Raw genomic sequence first — 14,030 nt, forward strand, 5'->3', positions numbered from 1 at the left:
CCCGGCCGCCCGCGCGGCGCCTGCCGCGCCGGCCGACAGGGCCGCCGCGGCGTGCGTCGAAGTGGCGCAAAGCCGGCTTCGGTCAACCGGCCGGGCCGGTTGAACGTTTTACAATGACGGTTGTTCCACGACGTGAGTCTTCATGCGCACTTTCCTTTCCCTCGGCCGCACGCTCGCGCTGGCCGCCGCCGTGCTGGCGCCCGCCGCACACGCGAATAACGTAATTATCCTCAATTCGGCCGAAGCGACGCTTTCCCTGATTGACCAGCAGACCCGCCAGGTCGTCGGCACGATGCCGACCGGCAAGGAACCGCACCACCTGATGGCGACGCCCGACAATTCGTCGCTGATCGTTGCAAATTCGGTCTCGAACAGCCTGATGTTCCTCGATCCGAAGACGGGCAAGCTGCAGCGCACCGTCGAAGGGATCGACGATCCTTACCAGCTCGGCTTCTCGCCCGACCGCAAGTGGTTCGCGGCCGCCGGCCTGCGCCTCGACCGCGTCGACATCTACGGCTACGACGGCCGCGACCTGAAGCTCGTGAAGCGCGTGCCGCTGGAAGTGATGCCGAGCCACCTCGCGTTCACGAAGGACAGCAAGACGCTGCTCGTGTCGCTGCAGGTCTCCGGCGAGATCGCGGCGATCGACCTGCCGACGCAGACGGTCAAGTGGAAGATGAAGGTCGGCAAGGTGCCGGCCGGCCTGTGGCTCACGCCGGACGATAAATACCTGCTCGTCGGCATGACCGGCGCGGATTACGTCGCGGTGGTCGACTGGCGCAACCAGAAGGTCGTCAAGCAGATCTACACCGGCAAGGGCGCGCACAACTTCCGCTCGCTCGCCGACGGCACGCACGTCGCGGTGACGAACCGGGTCGCGAACACGATCAGCATCATCGACGAGAACACGCTCACCAACGTCGGCGACATCACCGGCCTGCTGCCGGGCCCGGACGACATGGAGCTGTCCGCCGACAAGAAGACGCTGTGGGTGACGTTCCGCTTCGCGAAGAAGGTCGGGATCATCGACCTGGCGTCGCGCAAGCTGGTGCAGACGATCGCCGTCGGCCGCTCGCCGCACGGCATCTATTTCTACGACCGCGCGCCGTGGCGCGCCGCGAACGGCGCGTGACGGGCGGGGGAGAGCGATGCTGCACCTGATCGATGCATTCGTATCGGATATCCAGACCTGGCTGTACGTCGACGTCGTGCAGCCGCTCCTCTTCAAGTTCAACCTGATGGACTATGACGAGGACACCTACGACGCGCTGTACTGGGTGATCGTCGGTGCGCTGCAGATGGTGCTGATGTTCGTGCTGCTGCGCCCGCTCGAGGCGCTGCTGCCCGTCGAGCGCTGGACGAGCCGCCGGGCCGTGCGGGTCGACGTGATCTACACGGCGATCGCGAAGCTCGGCATCTACTCGCTGTTCTTCTTCTTCGCGCTGCAGCCGCTGTTCGACAACTTCCAGGCGTGGCTGCGCCTGCACGGCGTCGCGAACCTCAACCTCGACTACCTGTGGCCGGGCGTGACTTCGAAGCCGATCGTCGCGTTCGCGATCTATCTCGTCGTGCTCGATTTCGCCGGCTACTGGTATCACCGCTGGCAGCACAAGTTCGGTATCTGGTGGGAGCTGCACGCCGTACATCACAGCCAGCGCCAGATGTCGTTGTGGTGCGACGACCGCAACCACGTGCTCGACGACGTGATCCAGTCGTGCTTCTTCGCGGCGATCGCGCTCGTGATCGGCGTGACGCCGTCGCAGTTCGTCGTGCTGACCGCGTTCACCAACTTCATGCAGAGCATTCAGCACACGAATGCGCGGCTGCCGTTCGGCTGGCTCGGCGAGCGCCTGCTCGTGAGCCCGATCTTCCACCGGCGCCACCACGCGGTCGGTTATGGCCACGAAGGCACGAAGTACGGCTGCAACTTCGGCGTGCTGTTCCCGTGGTGGGACATGATGTTCGGCACCGCGTCGTGGAACCGCACGGTCGAGCCGACCGGCATCCGCGACCAGGTCGAGGGCGTGTCCTACGGCGAAGGCTTCTGGGCGCAGCACGGCCTCGCGTTCGTGCGGATCTTCCGGCGCCTGTTCCCCGCCAAGCGCGGCGCGGCATCGGCCTGATCCGGCCATTCCCACGTTGAGCGGCTCCCTCACGCGGCCCGCATGTGCTTTGGCGCATGCGGGCCGCGTGGTTTATCCTTTCCCCGTTTTTCTCCGTCGATACAGGCTCGCATGAACGACTTGCTGCGTTCCTTCGTCCGGGCATTGGCGAGCGCACTGCATCCGCGCATGCTGTGGCTCACCCTGATGCCGTTTCTCGTCTCGGCCGTCCTGTGGGGCGTCGTGCTGTGGTTCTCGTGGCAATCGCTGCTGGACCTCGCTCGCGGCGCGCTCGACGGCTTCGTGCTGACCGCCATGCTGTACCGCGCGTTCGACGCGATCGGCATGTCGCAGCTGCATGCAGTCGTCGCGCCGTTCGTGGTCGTGTCGCTCGCGATCCCGTTGATCGTGCTGACCGTGCTGCTGCTGATCGCGACGATTTCGATGCCGGTCGTGATCAAGCACCTGTCGAACCGGCAGTTCGCGGCGCTCGAGTCGAAGCGCGGCGGCACCTTCTTCGGCAGCGTGTTCAATTCGCTGGGGGCGGCGATCGCAGGTGTGATCGTGCTCGTCGTCACCATTCCGCTGTGGCTGATTCCGCCGTTCTTCGCGCTGCTGCCGCCCGTGATCTGGGGCTGGCTCACGTATCGCGTGATGACCTACGACGCGCTTGCCCAGCACGCGAGCCGCGACGAGCGCCGGGCGCTGATCCGCCAGCACCGCTGGCCGCTGATCGGCATCGGCGTCGCGACCGGGCTGCTCGGCACCGTGCCGACCTTCGTGTGGGTATCGTCGGTCTGGATGATGGTGCTGTTTCCGTTCGTCGCGGCGGCCATGATCTGGGTTTACGCTTTCATCCTCGTCTTCTCGGCGCTGTGGTTCGGGCATTACTGCCTGCGCGCGCTGGAGGACCTGCGTGCGAGTTCGCGCGCCACCGCAATCGACATGGGGCAGGCATGAGCATCGGCATCATCATCATCGGCGACGAAATCCTTTCGGGCCGCCGGCAGGACAAGCATCTGGCGAAGGTCATCGAGCTGCTCGGCGCGCGCGGCCTTGCGCTCGACTGGGCCGAATACGTCGGCGACGATCCGGCACGCATTACCGCGACCCTCGCGCGCGCGATCGCATCCGGCGACGTCGTGTTCTCGACGGGCGGGATCGGCGCGACCCCGGACGACCACACGCGCCAGTGCGCGGCCGCCGCGCTCGGCGTGACGCTCGAGCTGCATCCGGACGCGAAGGTGCTGATTTCGGAGCGGATCCGCGAAACGCACACCGATCCGGCCACGCCGGTCGATTTCGAGTCGCCGGAGAACCAGCACCGCTTCAATATGGGCGTGTTCCCGGTGGGCGCGACGATCATCCCGAACGGCTACAACCGGATTCCCGGTTTCTCGGTCGGCGACCTGCACTTCGTGCCGGGCTTCCCGGTGATGGCGTGGCCGATGATCGAATGGGTGCTCGATACGAAGTACGCGCACCTGCATCACGCGACGCCGCATGCGGAGCGCTCGCTGTACGTGTTCGAGCTGCCGGAATCGACGCTCACGCCGCTGATGGAGCGCATCGAGCGCGATTTCCCGGGCGTGCGCGTGTTCAGCTTGCCGAGCGTCGGCGATGCGGAGCGCGGCGGGATCTACGCACGCCGTCACATCGACCTCGGCGTGAAGGGCGAGCCGGAAGCGGTCGCGGCCGCGTACGTGAAGCTGCGCGAAGGCGTGCACCTGCTCGGCGGCGACGTCGTCGAACCCGATACGCCGCGCGCTTGAGCGGCCCGCCAGGCGGCCGTACAAAAGCCACGGGCCGCGCAACGCGGCCCGTCATCGGCATGTCATCGCCCGGCTCGACGATGAGGTTGTCGTCACCGGCGGGAGCGGCGTGCCGTCAGGCGCCGATCCACGGCAGTTTCCGGAAGCACCAGCCTTCGACCGTCTTGCGATGGCCTTCGGCGTCCTTCGCGCCCTCGAAGCCTTCGAGCAGGTCGAACGCCTTCGTGAAGCCGGCCTGCGTGGAGGCCACTGCGGCGAGCTTTGAGCGCGCGGCACTGCGGCACAGGAACAGGATGGGCGTATCGGCCGGGAGGGCCGCCTTCAGTTCGTTGACGAATTCGGCGTTCGGCACGCCGCCCGGGTAGCGCGTCCATTCGAGGTGCAGGTACTGGCCATCGCCGACGAGCGGGCGGCCGATCCAGTCGAGTTCCGCGCGGGTGCGCACGTCGACGAGGCGCGCCGACGGATCGAGCTGCAGCAGTTCGAAGGCCTCGGCGGGCAGCAGCGCCCCGGCGTAGTTGAGCGCGCCTTGTGCGCGGCGTTCGTCGGCCTTCGCGTAAAGCTGGTCGAGCGTACTCATGGCAGGGAGTCTCCTATCGGTCAAACGAACATTCTAGCGCGGCGTCGCGGCACGGATGTCCGTGTGGGGTACGGTGCGCGCACCGTACACGCGTTCACCAAAAGAGTGCAGAATGGCGCGCATGCACCAGAATGATTCTGCGGGCGCGGCGCATTGCGATGATTGCACCATCGCGGTGCCTCTGGCCGGCGGGCGGTGCGAAGCCGGGCCCCGGAATTGCGCAGCACAGCCCCGTCGCGACGAGCGCTGGCGCGATTCGCGCCAATCTTGCGCATAGGTGGCACGGAAGCTGCTTTATAGGATTCGGTCGAATCGGGGCGCGCTGCGCCAAAGCAAGACCCCGGTCAGCTCGATAAACGAGGCGGTTCCCAGTCCGCCGGAATTGTTCAATCAGGAGAAGAGGTTATGAGTAAAACCGTCGCCGACGTCATGCAGCTCGTGAAGGACGAGGACGTCAAGTTTGTCGATTTCCGCTTCACGGATACGCGCGGCAAGGAACAGCACGTGTCGGTGCCGGTTTCGGCGTTTGACGAAGACAAGTTCGAAAGCGGCCATGCATTCGACGGCTCGTCGATCGCCGGCTGGAAGGGCATCGAGGCGTCGGACATGCTGCTCATGCCGGACCCGAACGCTGCCTTCATCGACCCGTTCTATGAAGAGTCGACCCTGGTGCTGACCTGCGACGTGGTCGAGCCGGCCGACGGCAAGGGCTACGAGCGCGACCCGCGTTCGCTCGCGAAGCGCGCGGAAGCGTACCTGAAGAGCACGGGCATCGGCGACACGGCTTTCTTCGGTCCGGAACCGGAATTCTTCATTTTCGACTCGGTCCAGTGGAGCACGGACATGTCGGGTTGCTTCGTGAAGATCAACTCGGAAGAAGCACCGTGGTCGTCGGCCAAGGAATTCGAAGGCGGCAACACGGGCCACCGTCCGGGCACGAAGGGCGGCTACTTCCCGGTCGCACCGGTCGACACGTTCCAGGACATGCGTTCGGAAATGTGCCTGCTGCTCGAACAGCTCGGCATCCCGGTCGAAGTGCACCACCACGAAGTGGCGGGCCAGGGCCAGAACGAAATCGGCACGAAGTTCTCGACGCTGGTCGAGCGCGCCGACTGGACGCAATGGTCGAAGTACATCATCCACAACGTCGCGCACTCGTACGGCAAGACGGCGACGTTCATGCCGAAGCCGATCGTCGGCGACAACGGTTCGGGCATGCACGTTCACCAGTCGATCTGGAAGGACGGCCAGAACCTGTTCGCGGGTAACGGCTACGCCGGCCTGTCGGAACTGGCGCTGTTCTACATCGGCGGCATCATCAAGCACGCCCGTGCACTGAACGCGATCACGAACCCGACGACGAACTCGTACAAGCGTCTGGTCCCGCACTTCGAAGCACCGGTCAAGCTCGCTTACTCGGCGCGCAACCGTTCGGCATCGATCCGCATTCCGCACGTGTCGAACCCGAAGGGCCGCCGTATCGAAACGCGCTTCCCGGATCCGATGGCGAACCCGTACCTGTTGTTCTCGGCACTGATGATGGCAGGCCTCGACGGGATCCAGAACAAGATCCATCCGGGCGAAGCCGCGGACAAGAACCTGTACGACCTGCCGCCGGAAGAGGATGCAAAGATCCCGACCGTCTGCGCAGGCCTCGACCAGGCACTGGAAGCGCTCGACAAGGATCGCGAGTTCCTGACCCGTGGCGGCGTGTTCACGGACAGCATGCTCGACGCGTACCTTGCGCTGAAGGAGCAGGAGCTGGCGAAGTTCCGCATGACGACGCACCCGATCGAGTTCGAGATGTACTACTCGCTGTAATCGGCGATGGCGCTTCGATTCAGCGCCGTCATGCCGGTTCGTTCCCGTCGCGCGGCCTGCGGCGGGAACCGCGGAGTCTGAAAGGGGCGGCGTCCAGCCGTCCCTTTTTTGTTCCGACGAATTTCCTTTTCCGACCCGTTGAGGCGCGACAAGCACGCAGATGGTTCTGAAGAATCTGATCAAGGCGAAAACGGGGCAGCCCGAGCGACAGACGGACGACGAGCGGCTCGCGCGCTCGGGCCTGCTGGCGGGGCTGGAAGCGCTGCCGACGGTCGTGATCGTGCTCGACCGCAAGACGCTGCGGATCGCGTTCGCGAACCCGTCCGCGGAGGCGATGCTCGACATCTCGCGCCGGCAGCTCGCGCAGCGGCCGTGGGGCGAGATTTTTCCGAACGCGAACGAGCTGGCCTCGACGATCACCGCGATCGGCGAGGAACGCTTTCACGCGACGCACCTCGATACCGTGCTCGACCGGCCCGGCCGCGAACCGCTGCATGTGCATGCAATTGTCGGCTTCCTCGAGACCGCGCCCGATTTCGTGCTCGTCGAGCTGTTCGAGAACGAGCGGCAGTCGCGCACCGATCGCGAGGAGCGCATTCACGACCTGACCGCGGTCAACAAGCAACTGATCCGCAACCTCGCGCACGAGATCAAGAATCCGCTCGGCGGGATTCGCGGCGCAGCCCAGCTGCTCGAATTCGAGCTCGGCGAGCGCGAGCGTGGCGAGTTGCGCGAATACACGCAGGTGATCATCAAGGAGTCCGACCGCCTGCAGACGCTCGTCGACCGGTTGCTGGAGCCGCATCGGCATCCGCACATCGTCGGCGACGTGAACATTCATGAAGTATGCGAACGCGTGCGCGCGGTGATGCTCGCGGAATTCCCGCGCGGGCTCACGATCGAGCGCGACTACGACGTGAGCGTGCCGGACCTGCGCGGCGACAAGGAGCAACTGATCCAGGCGCTGCTCAACATCGTGCGCAACGCCGCGCAGGCGCTGCGCGACCGGATCGCGCAGGGCGACGCGAAGATCGAACTGCGCACGCGCATCGCGCGCAAGGTGACGATCGCAAAGCGCCTGTACCGGCTGGCACTGGACTTGCACGTGATCGACAACGGGCCCGGCATTCCGGAAGAAATCCGCGATCGGATCTTCTACCCGCTCGTGTCCGGGCGCGATGACGGCAGCGGCCTCGGCCTGACACTGGCGCAGACGTTCGTGCAGCAGCACGACGGGATGATCGAGGTCGAAAGCCGGCCCGGACGTACCGAATTTCAGATCCTGCTGCCGCTCGACCATTGAGCGGCGGCATGACGATTCACCAGATTTACCAATATCTGACCGACCTATGAAGCCGATCTGGATAGTAGACGACGACCAATCGATCCGCTGGGTGCTTGAAAAGGCGCTCGCCCGGGACAGCTTCGCGACGAAGAGCTTCGCGAACGTGCGTGACGCGCTGGCCGCGCTCGACCACGAGACGCCGCAGGTGCTCGTATCCGATATCCGGATGCCGGGCGGCTCGGGCCTCGAGTTGCTGCAGGCGATGCACGAGCGCCTGCCGGGCCTGCCCGTCATCATCATGACGGCGTTCTCCGATCTCGACAGCGCCGTCGCGGCGTTCCAGGGCGGCGCGTTCGAGTATCTCGCGAAGCCGTTCGACGTCGACAAGGCGGTCGAGCTGATCCGTCGCGCGGTGGAGGAAAGCCTGCGCGGCGGCGCGCCGCAGGACGAGCGCGTGGCCGAGGCGCCCGAGATGCTCGGCCAGGCACCGGCGATGCAGGACATGTTCCGCGCGATCGGCCGCCTGTCGCACTCGGCCGCGACCGTGCTGATCACCGGCGAATCGGGCACCGGCAAGGAGCTCGTCGCGCGTGCGCTGCACCGCCACAGCCCGCGCGCGAACGGGCCGTTCATCGCGCTGAACACCGCGGCGATTCCGAAGGACCTGCTCGAATCCGAGCTGTTCGGCCATGAGCGCGGCGCGTTCACCGGCGCGCAGACCACACGGCAGGGCCGCTTCGAGCAGGCCGAGAACGGCACGCTGTTCCTCGACGAAATCGGCGACATGCCGTTCGACCTGCAGACGCGCCTGTTGCGCGTGCTGTCGGATGGGCAGTTCTACCGTGTCGGCGGGCACAACCCGCTGCGCGCGAACGTGCGCGTGATCGCCGCGACGCACCAGAATCTCGAATCGCGTGTACGGCAGGGGCTGTTCCGCGAGGATCTTTACCACCGGCTCAACGTGATCCGGCTGCGCCTGCCGCCGCTGCGCGAACGCAGCGAGGACATCGCGCTGCTCACGCGCCACTTCCTGCAGAAGAGCGCGCGCGATCTCGGCGTCGAGCCGAAGCGCGTGTCCGACGAAGCGCTGGCTTATCTCACGTCGCTGGCATTTCCCGGCAACGTGCGCCAGCTCGAGAACCTCGCGAACTGGCTGACCGTGATGGCGCCCGCGCAGACGGTCGAGATCAAGGACATGCCGCCCGATCTCGTGCCGGCCGGCGCGCCGGTGGTTGCGATGGGCGACGGTGTCGATGCGCACGGCAGCGGTGGCGACACGGCGCTCGGTGCAGCACCGGTGGTGTCGGCGCCTGTCGCGGCCGCGCCGAACGGCGGTGTGCCGGCCGGCTATCCGCTGTGGGAGCACGGCCTGCGCACCGAGGTTGCACGGCTGTTGCGCGAGAACTCGGCCGACGTGATGGACGAGCTCGCACGCCGCTTCGAGGCGGCCGTGATCCGCGAGGCGCTCGACTTCACGCGCGGCCGCAAGGTCGAGGCCGCGGAGCGGCTCGGCATCGGCCGCAACACGATCACGCGCAAGATCCAGGAACTCCATCTGGAGCCCTGAGCACGATTTGCGGCATGCGCGGGCATCGCGCATGCCGCGATCGGACATAATCGCGGTTTGCATGCCGTTTGCCATTCCGCCTATCCGCAATGTCCGATTCTTTCCGCTGGCCCGCCGGGGCCGACCCGTTCCGTTTCCTCGAAGCGCTCGACAGCAAGCGCGCCCGCACGTGGGTCGACGAGCAGAATGCGCGCACACGTGCCGCGCTGCGTGACGACGACGCGTATCGCGCGCTGACGGCGCGCCTCGCCAAAGCGTACCTGCCGCGCGAACGCCCGGTGATTCCGACCCGCTGGCGCGACTGGGCCTACGACCTGTGGCAGGACGATCTCCATCCGAAGGGGCTGTGGCGCCGCACGCGCTGGGACGACTGGCGCGCGGGCAAACCGGCGTGGGAAACGCTGCTCGACGTCGACGCGCTTGGTGCGGAAGAGGCCGAGTCGTGGGTGTTCGAGCAGGACGCGATCCTGTATCCGGACGGCGATCGCGCGCTGCTGTCGCTGTCGCCGGGCGGTGCCGACGCGGTCGTCGTGCGCGAATTCGATCTCGTCGAACGGCGTTTCGTCGACGGCGGCTTCACGATCGACGAGCCGGGGCATCACACGGTCGGCTGGATCGATCGCGATACCGTCTACGTGAGCTGGGATCGCGGCGAGGCGCATGCGACCGCGGCCGGTTATCCGTATGAAGCGCGGCGCTGGGTGCGTGGCACGGCGCTCGCCGATGCGCCCGTCGTCTTCCGAGGCGAACCCGACGACATCAGCGCGGGCGCGGGATTCGATCCGATCGACAACCGCCACGTCGCGTGGCGCAGCGTCGACTTTTTCGACGCGCATGCGTACCGGCTGACCGACGCGGGCGAGTGGGCGCGCTACGACGTGCCGACCCATGTCGAGGTCTGGTTCTGGGAAGGCTGGCTCGTGCTGGAGCCGCGTCTCGACTGGGATTGCGATGGCGTGCGCCATGCGGGCGGCTCGCTGCTCGCGATTCGCGAGCAGGCGTTCCTGGCCGGGTCGCGCGAACTCACGACGCTGTTCGCGCCGCAACCGTCGACGTCCGCGTGCACGTGGACCCACACGCGCACGACGCTGATCGCGAGCTGGCTCGACGACGTGCACAACCGCACGATGCTGTGGCAGCCGAGCCAGGCCGACGACGGCACGTGGACGTGGGCGGCTCGACCGTTCGAGTGGCCGGGGCCGGCCGATGCGCAGATCGACGTCGAGCCCGTCGAATCGACGCTGAACGACGAGATTTACGTGGACGTCGATACCTATCTCGATCCGCCCGAATGTTGGCTGGCCGATCTTGCCGATCGCGCGGACGATGCGCCATCGCGCCGCGTGCTGCTCGACCGGCCGCCGGTGCAGTTCGACGCGGCCGGGCTCGTCGTGCGCCGCGCGAGCGCGCGCTCGCAAGACGGCACGATGGTGCCGTACACGCTGATCGGGCCGCGCGATGCACTCGACGTGGCCGATGGTGCCGCGCGTGTCGCGCGGCCGTGCCTGCTGTCGGGCTATGGCGGTTTTGCGATCCCGAACCTGCCGGGCTACAGCGATGCGTTCGGTATCGGGTGGCTCGAGCGCGGCGGCGTGATGGCGTTCGCGCACATCCGCGGCGGCGGCGAGTTCGGGCCGCGCTGGCACGTCGATGCGCAGCGCGAACATCGCCAGCGTTCGTTCGACGATTTCATCGCGGTGGCCGAGGATCTGGCCGCGACCGGCGTCACGACCGCCGCGCAGCTCGGCATCGAAGGCGGCAGCAACGGCGGGCTGCTGGTCGCGGCGTGCATGGTGCAGCGCCCGGAGTTGTTCGGCGCGGTGCTCTGCCGCGTACCGCTGCTCGACATGCGGCGCTATCCGAAGCTGCACGCGGGCGCCGCGTGGCTCGACGAATACGGCGACCCGGACGATCCGCACGAAGGCGCGGCGCTGGCCGCGTACTCGCCGTATCACCGTGTGCGCGAAGGCGTCGCGTTTCCGCCGCTACTGCTGACGACGTCGACGCGCGACGACCGTGTGCATCCCGCGCATGCGCGCAAGATGGCCGCGCGCATGCATGCGCTCGGTCATGAACGGGTGTGGTACTGGGAGAACACCGATGGCGGCCACGGCAGCGCCGACGATCTGGAGCGCGCGGAAGCCGACGCGGCGGAATTCGGGTTCCTGTGGGCCCATCTCGGGCCGGCGCCCGCGCGGCGCTGAGCGCGCGCGGGCTGTCCGATCAGCCGACGACCGCGACGACGGGCGTGTGGTCGGACGGCTGTTCCCACGTGCGCGGCGTGCGATCGACTTCGCACGACGTGCACGTCTCGGCGAGTGCCGGCGACAGCAGCACGTGGTCGATGCGCAGCCCCGCGTTGCGACGGAACGCCATCATCCGGTAGTCCCACCACGTGAAGGTCTTCTCCGGCTGTTCGAAGCGGCGGAACGCATCGACGAAGCCGAGTTCGATCAGTTGCGCGAAGTGCGCGCGCTCCTGCGGCGACACGAGATTCTGGCCTTCCCATTTCGCGGGGTCGTGCACGTCGCGGTCTTCCGGCGCGATGTTGTAGTCGCCGAGCAGCGCGAGCTTCGGGTAGCGCTGCAGCTCGGTGCGCAGCCATGCCTGCAGCGCGTCGAGCCATTGCATCTTGTAGACGAACTTGTCGGAGTCGGGCGCCTGGCCGTTCGGGAAATACGCGGACACGATGCGCACGCCGTCGACCGTCGCAGCAACCACGCGCTGCTGCGGATCGTCGAAATCGGGGATGTTGCGCACGACGTCCGCTTCGTCGACGGACAGCGTGTCACGCGCGAGGATCGCGACGCCGTTGTAGGTCTTCTGGCCCGTGAACCAGCTGCGGTAGCCGGCGGCTTCCAGCTCGGCGCGCGGGAATTTCTCGTCCGGCAGCTTCAGTTCCTGCAGGCACAGCACGTCGGTTCCGCTTTGCGCGAGCCAGTCGAGCACATGCTGCTTGCGGACGTTAAGCGAGTTGACGTTCCAGGTGGCGATTTTCATGAACGGGAGTGTGCGTGCGGGGTGAATGCGAAGGCCGCCATCTTACCGCGAGCACGCGATGCGAACGCGCGCATCGTGCGGGGCGGGGAGGCGCCGCGCGCCGCTGTTCCGATGAACGGAGAAGAAATTGTGACAAATGTGTTGACGTGAGTGCTCCCTCACCCTATAATTTATTTCTCTGACGCGGGGTGGAGCAGTCTGGCAGCTCGTCGGGCTCATAACCCGAAGGTCGTAGGTTCAAATCCTACCCCCGCAACCAAGCACACCAGGCGATGTGCAGCGCAAGTGACCGATGCGCGCTTCGTCGACAAGGACCCGGCCCCGTGCCGGGTTTTTTGTTTTCCGGCGCCGAAACGCGATGCGGCGCGCCGCATGCGCGGGCCCGTGCAGATCTGCCGGGCCCTTTCCGATCAGCGCGTGCCGTCGGGCGCCGCGTCCGGTTGCTTATCGGTATCGCGGCTGCGCGCGAAGTCGACCAGATCCTTCGGATACACCAGCCGATCGCGCAGACTGCTGTCGTCGAGCGCCAGCAGATAGGCCGCCGCGGCCGCTTCGACGGCCCAATAGCCGAAATAGATTTTTCTGCCTTTGCCCTTCGCACCGACGTCGAGATGCCCGTCGTGCCACGTTGCGTCAAGCATCGCCGGATACCACGTGTCGAGATAGGCGGCGATGTCGTCGATGCTTTCCGCCTTCGTGTCGCGGTAAAAGCTGAAGACGAGCGGACGATACGGGACGTCGTGGTACCACTGGTCGACATCGAAGCGGCCTTCGAACTCGTACGCAAGCAGGTCTTCGTACAGCGTATCGCGGGCGCGATAGGCGGGATCGAACATCGCGGCGATGCGCGGCAGCAGGTCGCGGCGATGCAGCAGGTAACAGAAACCGATCAGTTGCATCACGGTCTCATAGTCTTCGATGCTGTCGAACCACAGTGGCGGCTGGCGATCGTTTTCCTCGTGCGCGCGGCACGCGTCGGTGCAGCGCTCGTACGCGGCGATCACCGGTTCGAGTGCATCGCGCAGCAGCGTCAGGTCCATGCCGCTCGTGTACATGAGCAGGAAGCGCGGGTAGTAACCGGACACGAGATGGCGTGCGGTCAGCGCCTTCTGTTCGTTTTCGGTGCTGCCCACCGGCGAGATGTTTTCCGACCAGTACGCGACGCGCTCGTCCAGATACGGCTGCAGCCAGTCGAAATAGTCCTCGCTCAGGAATCGCTGGCGCCGCTTCGCACGAAACGCATCGGAGCCGCTGGCGTCGCAGCGCAGGTCGTCGGCCGACAGTCCGCCCGACGCGACGAAATCGTCGTAGGTCGTGTCGCGAGGCGGCTGCTGTCGCGAGAAGTACGCGTGAGACAAGCCGCCGAAGCCGAATCCCCAGACCCAGTCGCCCGGCCCGTTGATCCCGAGCAAATGCCGTACGCCTCGCGCGTCGTTGGCTGCGATGCACGCCTGTATCTGCGTCCAGGTCGCGTGGCAGGATTCGCGCGTGGTCGCGATGAAGTCGTCATCGTCGGACAGCCACGACAACTCGTCGAGATTGGCCGAAAAGCCCGCAGGCTCGCCGTTTTCCGTCAGTCGCGCCGCCTGCTCGCCGAGGTACCGGGCTGCGCCGTCGAGCTGACGTGCCAGCCACGGTGTCTCGCCGCGCCGCGCATGCCGTCCAAGGAAGGTGGAGAGCGTACCCAGCCGCGCCACGGCGGCGTCGGCATCGCTGGTCAGGTTGTCGGTGCCCGCATCGCCGAATACGCGCTGATCGGCGATCGCCGTGCCTCGGGCACCGTCGGCCAGCAGGATGCGCCACAGGGTCGGAAAGTGGTTGTTGGCCTCGGCGACCTGGGTCATGCGCGCGCCGTTGCCCGAGTTGCTCCGAAGATACAGCCATGCGCGATTTCCCATGCGGC

Annotated in this window: 11 protein-coding genes and 1 tRNA gene; 9 read left to right on the forward strand and 3 right to left on the reverse strand. The window is 66.4% G+C overall.

All coding sequences use genetic code 11. The features are described 5' to 3' along the window. Window positions 1-142: 142 nt before the first annotated feature. The 4 genes from BDO18943_RS22485 (at window position 143) to BDO18943_RS22500 (ending at window position 3,874) form a co-directional block, all read left to right on the forward strand. Entirely contained in the window at window positions 143-1,132 is a 990-nt protein-coding gene (locus BDO18943_RS22485; RefSeq protein ID WP_027786950.1) for a YVTN family beta-propeller repeat protein, read from the forward strand. A gap of 16 nt (window positions 1,133-1,148) precedes the next feature. After that, entirely contained in the window at window positions 1,149-2,123 is a 975-nt protein-coding gene (locus BDO18943_RS22490; protein ID WP_175024102.1) for a sterol desaturase family protein, read from the forward strand. A 111-nt stretch (window positions 2,124-2,234) separates the two neighbouring features. Then, complete coding sequence (locus tag BDO18943_RS22495; RefSeq protein WP_043190402.1) at window positions 2,235-3,062, forward strand: EI24 domain-containing protein; 828 nt, start codon at window positions 2,235-2,237, stop codon at window positions 3,060-3,062. Beyond that, entirely contained in the window at window positions 3,059-3,874 is an 816-nt protein-coding gene (locus BDO18943_RS22500; RefSeq protein ID WP_175024103.1) for a competence/damage-inducible protein A, read from the forward strand. The genes BDO18943_RS22495 and BDO18943_RS22500 overlap by 4 nt, the downstream gene beginning before the upstream one ends. A gap of 115 nt (window positions 3,875-3,989) precedes the next feature. Here the strand turns inward: BDO18943_RS22500 and BDO18943_RS22505 are convergent, their stop codons facing one another. Next, window positions 3,990-4,454 (reverse strand): rhodanese-like domain-containing protein, encoded by a 465-nt coding sequence (locus BDO18943_RS22505; protein ID WP_043190398.1) that lies wholly within the window; start codon window positions 4,452-4,454, stop codon window positions 3,990-3,992. Between the two features lie 405 nt (window positions 4,455-4,859). On the opposite strand from BDO18943_RS22505, the gene glnA reads away from it, so the two are divergent. From glnA to BDO18943_RS22525, 4 genes are all read left to right on the forward strand, one after another. After that, window positions 4,860-6,275 carry a type I glutamate--ammonia ligase gene (gene glnA / locus BDO18943_RS22510; RefSeq protein ID WP_043190396.1) on the forward strand — a complete coding sequence of 472 codons (1,416 nt, stop codon included), beginning with the start codon at window positions 4,860-4,862 and terminating at the stop codon, window positions 6,273-6,275. Between the two features lie 160 nt (window positions 6,276-6,435). Next, window positions 6,436-7,578: a nitrogen regulation protein NR(II) gene (gene glnL / locus BDO18943_RS22515; RefSeq protein ID WP_122945802.1), complete on the forward strand. Its 1,143-nt coding sequence runs from the start codon at window positions 6,436-6,438 to the stop codon at window positions 7,576-7,578. A 46-nt stretch (window positions 7,579-7,624) separates the two neighbouring features. Further along, window positions 7,625-9,127: a nitrogen regulation protein NR(I) gene (ntrC, locus tag BDO18943_RS22520; protein ID WP_175024104.1), complete on the forward strand. Its 1,503-nt coding sequence runs from the start codon at window positions 7,625-7,627 to the stop codon at window positions 9,125-9,127. Window positions 9,128-9,216: 89 nt separating this feature from the next. Next, entirely contained in the window at window positions 9,217-11,331 is a 2,115-nt protein-coding gene (locus tag BDO18943_RS22525; RefSeq protein ID WP_175024105.1) for a prolyl oligopeptidase family serine peptidase, read from the forward strand. Window positions 11,332-11,350: 19 nt separating this feature from the next. Here BDO18943_RS22525 and xth read toward each other — a convergent pair whose 3' ends face one another. Beyond that, window positions 11,351-12,127 (reverse strand): exodeoxyribonuclease III, encoded by a 777-nt coding sequence (gene xth, locus BDO18943_RS22530; protein WP_175024106.1) that lies wholly within the window; start codon window positions 12,125-12,127, stop codon window positions 11,351-11,353. A 182-nt stretch (window positions 12,128-12,309) separates the two neighbouring features. On the opposite strand from xth, the gene BDO18943_RS22535 reads away from it, so the two are divergent. Continuing rightward, window positions 12,310-12,386 (forward strand) — tRNA-Met (locus BDO18943_RS22535). Between the two features lie 151 nt (window positions 12,387-12,537). Here the strand turns inward: BDO18943_RS22535 and BDO18943_RS22540 are convergent. Then, the gene (locus BDO18943_RS22540; protein WP_235996161.1) at window positions 12,538-14,025 is read right to left on the reverse strand and encodes a PoNe immunity protein domain-containing protein; all 1,488 of its coding nucleotides are present in this window, start codon (window positions 14,023-14,025) and stop codon (window positions 12,538-12,540) included. Between the last annotated feature and the right edge of the window lie 5 nt (window positions 14,026-14,030).

The organism is Burkholderia aenigmatica (assembly GCF_902499175.1).
Taxonomy (GTDB): Bacteria; Pseudomonadota; Gammaproteobacteria; order Burkholderiales; family Burkholderiaceae; genus Burkholderia; species Burkholderia aenigmatica.

Bases quoted from the DNA above. Each gene is read 5' to 3' on its own strand.
- BDO18943_RS22485 (WP_027786950.1), top strand. From the start codon at position 143: ATGCGCACTTTCCTTTCCCTCGGCCGCACGCTCGCGCTGGCCGCCGCC.
- BDO18943_RS22490 (WP_175024102.1), top strand. From the start codon at position 1,149: ATGCTGCACCTGATCGATGCATTCGTATCGGATATCCAGACCTGGCTG.
- BDO18943_RS22495 (WP_043190402.1), top strand. From the start codon at position 2,235: ATGAACGACTTGCTGCGTTCCTTCGTCCGGGCATTGGCGAGCGCACTG.
- BDO18943_RS22500 (WP_175024103.1), top strand. From the start codon at position 3,059: ATGAGCATCGGCATCATCATCATCGGCGACGAAATCCTTTCGGGCCGC.
- BDO18943_RS22505 (WP_043190398.1), bottom strand. From the start codon at position 4,454: ATGAGTACGCTCGACCAGCTTTACGCGAAGGCCGACGAACGCCGCGCA.
- glnA (WP_043190396.1), top strand. From the start codon at position 4,860: ATGAGTAAAACCGTCGCCGACGTCATGCAGCTCGTGAAGGACGAGGAC.
- glnL (WP_122945802.1), top strand. From the start codon at position 6,436: ATGGTTCTGAAGAATCTGATCAAGGCGAAAACGGGGCAGCCCGAGCGA.
- ntrC (WP_175024104.1), top strand. From the start codon at position 7,625: ATGAAGCCGATCTGGATAGTAGACGACGACCAATCGATCCGCTGGGTG.
- BDO18943_RS22525 (WP_175024105.1), top strand. From the start codon at position 9,217: ATGTCCGATTCTTTCCGCTGGCCCGCCGGGGCCGACCCGTTCCGTTTC.
- xth (WP_175024106.1), bottom strand. From the start codon at position 12,127: ATGAAAATCGCCACCTGGAACGTCAACTCGCTTAACGTCCGCAAGCAG.
- BDO18943_RS22540 (WP_235996161.1), bottom strand. From the start codon at position 14,025: ATGGGAAATCGCGCATGGCTGTATCTTCGGAGCAACTCGGGCAACGGC.